Origin of the sequence: Ralstonia sp. RL (genome assembly GCF_001683835.1) — a bacterium.
Classification (GTDB): Bacteria; Pseudomonadota; Gammaproteobacteria; order Burkholderiales; family Burkholderiaceae; genus Ralstonia; species Ralstonia mannitolilytica.
Genome location: NZ_LWRX01000028.1, coordinates 1 through 4,399, shown reverse-complemented (window position 1 = coordinate 4,399; position 4,399 = coordinate 1). Strand labels below are relative to the sequence as shown.

The window sequence follows — 4,399 nt, the reverse complement described above, 5'->3', positions numbered from 1 at the left end:
AAGGCCCGCCTGCCGCAGGTCGTGCAGTGGCTGGCGGACAATCCGGTCGACGTGCTGTGCCTGCAGGAGACCAAGCTCACCGACGATAAATTCCCGGTGGGCGACATCGAAAAGATCGGCTATCAGGCGGTGTTCACCGGCCAGAAAACCTACAACGGCGTCGCCATCCTGTCGAAATATCCGATGAGCGAGGTGGTGCGGAACAATCCGCGCTACGAGGACGAACAGCAGCGCATCATCGCCGCCACCATCGAAGGCATGCGCGTGGTGTGCGCCTACATTCCGAACGGCCAGGCGGTCGGTTCGGACAAGTATCAGTACAAGCTGAAATGGCTGGATGCGCTGCACGACTGGCTGTCCGAGGAACTGCAGTCGCATGAGAACCTGGCGCTGCTGGGCGACTACAACATCGCGCCGGAAGAGCGCGACGTGCACGATCCGGCGGCATGGCAGGGACAGGTGCTGTTCTCGGAACCGGAGCGCGCGCAGTTCCGCCGTCTGATCGATCTCGGCCTCAAGGATGCGTTCCGGCTGTTCGAGCAGCCGGAAAAGACGTACAGCTGGTGGGATTACCGCATGATGGCGTTCCGCCGCAACATGGGGCTGCGCATCGACCACATCCTGCTGTCGAATACGCTGGCCGCGCGCTGCAGCGCCTGCGCGATCGACAAGACGCCGCGCAGGTGGGAGCAGCCGTCCGATCATGCGCCGGTGGTGGCGACGATCGATTGAAGCCGCCGCAGCCGCCACAGCCGGATAGCGCGCGGCGCCCGCGCCTTCCGTCCGGCCGCCTGCACGCCGGGCGGTTCCGCATTCACTTGTTCAGCCACGTCCGCAACTGCGCCAGCAACTGCTGCGCATCCACCGGCTTGGATGCGTAATCGCTGGCGCCGGCCTCCAGGCATTTTTCGCGGTCGCCCTTCATCGCCTTGGCGGTCAGCGCAATGACCGGCAAATCCTTGAAGCGCGGATCGGCCGCCCCAGGTGCTGCGTGATATTGGAAAACACCTGCGCCAGCGCGCCGATGTCGGCCGGCTGTCAGGCGGCGAGCGCAGCCTTGATCTGCTGCAGCGAGGACGGATCCTCGATCGTGGTCAGGTCGCCCGGATCGCGCCCTTCGCACAGTGCCTGGATCGAGCGGCGCAACAGCTTGCCGGAACGCGTCTTCGGCAGCAGCGTGACGAAGTGCACGCGCGCCGGACGGGCGACCGCGCCGAGCTGCTTGTCGACCACCGCCATCACTTCCGCTTCCAGCGCCTTGCGGCCCTCCGCGGTGGAGGCGGGCTCGGGGTTCTTCAGGATCGCGAAGGCGACCGCGACCTGGCCCTTCAGCTTGTCTTCCACGCCGACCACGGCGACCTCGGACACGTTCGGATGGCTGGAGATGCTCTCCTCGATCTCGCGCGTGCCGAGGCGGTGGCCGGCGACGTTGATCACGTCGTCGGTGCGGCCGAGGATGAAGTAATAGCCGTCGGCGTCGCGGATGCCCCAGTCGAAGGTCGAATAGGCCGGCTCCCTGAAATTGGACCAGTAAGTTTTCACGAAACGCTCGTCGTCGCCGAACACGGTCTGCATGCACCCCGGCGGCAGCGGGCCGTCGATCACCACCACGCCCTTCTCGTTGGGGCCGCACACTTCGCCGGTGGCTTCGTTGAGGATCTTCACCTTGTAGCCGTACATCGGCACGCCGGGGCTGCCCAGGCGCGTCGCCCGGTCGTCCACGCCGCGCGCGATCGACAAAATCGGCCAGCCGGTCTCGGTCTGCCAGTAGTTGTCGATGATCGGCACGCCCAGCTCCGACGCGATCCACTGCGAGGTCGGCTCGTCCAGCGGCTCGCCCGCCAGGTACAGCGCCTTCAACGACGACAGGTCGTGCTTCTTCATGAATTCCGGCGGCTGCTTCTTCAGCACGCGCACTGCGGTCGGCGCCGAGAACATGCGCGTGACCTTGTACTTCTCGACGATGCTCCACCAGATGCCGGCGTCCGGCCGGATCGGCAAGCCTTCGTACATCACGGTCGCCATGCCGGCGATCAGCGGGCCGTACACGATGTACGAGTGCCCGACCACCCAGCCGATGTCGGAAGTGGAGAAATAGGTTTCGCCCGGATTGCCGCAGAAGATGTACTTCATCGAGGCCGCCAGCGCCACCGCGTAGCCGCCGACGTCGCGCTGCACGCCCTTGGGCTTGCCGGTGGTGCCGGAGGTGTACAGGATGTAGGACGGCTCGTTCGACTCCAGCCAGGTCACCGGCACCTGCGCATGCATGTGCTGCTCGCGCATCGATGCATAGTCGACGTCGCGCATCGGCACCGTCTGCATTGGCGCCAGCCCGCGGTTGACCAGCAGCACATGCGCCGGCTTGTGCTGCGCCAGGTTGATCGCCTCGTCCAGCAGCGGCTTGTAGGGCACGCTCTTGCCGCCGCGCGAACCGGCGTCGGCCGAGACGATCAGCTTCGGTTTCGCATCGTCGATACGCGTGGCCAGGCTGTTGGAGGCGAAGCCGCCGAACACCACCGAGTGGATCGCGCCGATGCGCGCGCAGGCCAGCATCGCGAACGCCGCCTCCGCGATCATCGGCATGTAGATCAGCACGCGGTCGCCCTTGCCCACGCCGAGCGTCTGCATGATGGCCGCCGTGCGCATCACTTCCGTCTGCAGTTCCGCGAACGAATACACCTTCTCGCTGCCGGTCTCGGTCGAGATCGCGATCAGCGCCGGCTTGTCGCCCTGCTTTTCCGCCCAGCGGTCGACGGCGTTGTGGCACAGGTTGGTGGTGCCGCCGACGAACCATCTGGTGAAAGGCGGCCTGGAATAATCGAGCACCTGCGCATACGGCTGATGCCAGTCGATGGCCTTGGCTTCGTTGTCCCAGAAGGACTGGGGATCGTTGACGGATTGCTGGTAGAAGTCTGCGTAGTTCATGGCGTCTCCGACGTATAGGATTATTTGTGCGGGGTGCGCCGCGATGCGCACCGCTCCTGTCTATGGCTTCAAGTTTGGATAGGGCTACTTACAAACGACTTACTTGGATAAAAAAAAGCGCATCGAGAAATGTCGGTGCGCTTTTTCTTATTCATCATCAACTCAACGTGCTCAGAAAGCATCGCCGGGCACGCGCACCCAGCCTTCCATCAGCACCCGCGCACTGCGGCTCATGATGGCCTTGGTCACGCTCCAGTCGCCGTTGACCTGTTTGGCTTCGGCGCCGACGCGCAGGGTGCCGGACGGATGACCGAAGCGCACCGCGTTGCGCTCGCCGCCGCCCGCGGCAAGATTCACCAGCGTGCCCGGAATCGCGGCGGCGGTGCCAATCGCAACCGCTGCCGTGCCCATCATCGCGTGATGCAGCTTGCCCATCGACAGCGCGCGCACCAGCAGGTCGATGTCGGCAGCCTTCACCTGCTTGCCGCTCGACGCGACATAATCGGCCGGTTTGGCGACGAACGCGACCTTCGGCGTATGCTGGCGCTTGGCGGCTTCATCGATGTTCTTGATGAGCCCCATGCGCAGCGCGCCGTAGGCGCGGATCGTCTCGAACATCGCCAGCGCCTTGGCATCGCCGTTGATGTCGTCCTGCAGTTCGGTGCCCTTGTAGCCGATCGCTTCGGCGTTCACGAAGATGGTCGGGATGCCGGCATTGATCATGGTCGCCTTGAGCGTGCCGATGCCCGGCACGTCGAGGTCATCGACCAGGTTCCCGGTCGGGAACATCGCGCCGCCGCCCTCGCCTTCACCTTCATCGGCAGGATCGAGAAATTCGAGCTGCACTTCCGCTGCCGGGAAAGTCACGCCGTCCAGTTCGAAGTCGCCGGTCTCCTGCACTTCGCCGTTGGTAATCGGCACATGGGCGATGATGGTCTTGCCGATATTGGCCTGCCAGATGCGCACGGTCGCCGTCCCGTTTTGCGGGATGCGACCGGCATCGACCAATCCGGCGCTGATGGCGAAGGATCCGACTGCCGCGGACAGGTTGCCGCAGTTGCCGCTCCAGTCGACGAATGGCTTGTCGATCGAGACCTGGCCGAACAGGTAATCGACGTCGTGACCGGGACGGCTGGACTTGGACAGGATGACGGTCTTGCTGGTGCTGGAAGTCGCGCCGCCCATGCCGTCGATCTGCTTGCCGTACGGGTCGGGGCTGCCGATCACGCGCAACAGCAGCCTGTCGCGCGCTTCGCCCGGCACCTGCGCGGCCGCGGGCAAGTCCTGCAGGCGGAAGAACACGCCTTTGCTGGTGCCGCCACGCATGTAGGTGGCGGGGATTTTGATTTGGGGGATGTGGGGCATGAATGTATTCCAGAACAGTAAGCTTAACCGCGTAGGGTGCGCTCCGCGCACCGATCCGGTACGGGAGCGCCGGTGCGCGGAGCGCACCAAGATGTACTTCATCGAGGCC

The 4,399-nt window shown here is 64.6% G+C and carries 3 protein-coding genes and 1 pseudogene; 1 reads left to right on the top strand and 3 read right to left on the bottom strand.

All coding sequences use genetic code 11. The features are described from left to right. The coding region (gene xth / locus A6M56_RS03760) for an exodeoxyribonuclease III (RefSeq protein WP_286757772.1) at positions 1-732 on the top strand (732 nt) is incomplete at its 5' end. Positions 733-814: 82 nt separating this feature from the next. Here the strand turns inward: xth and A6M56_RS03755 are convergent. The 3 genes and pseudogenes from A6M56_RS03755 to prpF form a co-directional block, all read right to left on the bottom strand. Beyond that, positions 815-973, bottom strand: a pseudogene (locus A6M56_RS03755) (response regulator); the annotation flags it as partial. Between the two features lie 65 nt (positions 974-1,038). Continuing rightward, complete coding sequence (locus tag A6M56_RS03750) at positions 1,039-2,925, bottom strand: propionate--CoA ligase (RefSeq protein ID WP_286757770.1); 1,887 nt, start codon at positions 2,923-2,925, stop codon at positions 1,039-1,041. Between the two features lie 171 nt (positions 2,926-3,096). Beyond that, positions 3,097-4,290, bottom strand: a complete 1,194-nt coding sequence (gene prpF / locus A6M56_RS03745) for a 2-methylaconitate cis-trans isomerase PrpF (RefSeq protein ID WP_286757769.1) — start codon at positions 4,288-4,290, stop codon at positions 3,097-3,099. Positions 4,291-4,399 lie beyond the last annotated feature (109 nt).

Bases quoted from the DNA above. Each gene is read 5' to 3' on its own strand.
- A6M56_RS03750 (WP_286757770.1), bottom strand. From the start codon at position 2,925: ATGAACTACGCAGACTTCTACCAGCAATCCGTCAACGATCCCCAGTCC.
- prpF (WP_286757769.1), bottom strand. From the start codon at position 4,290: ATGCCCCACATCCCCCAAATCAAAATCCCCGCCACCTACATGCGTGGC.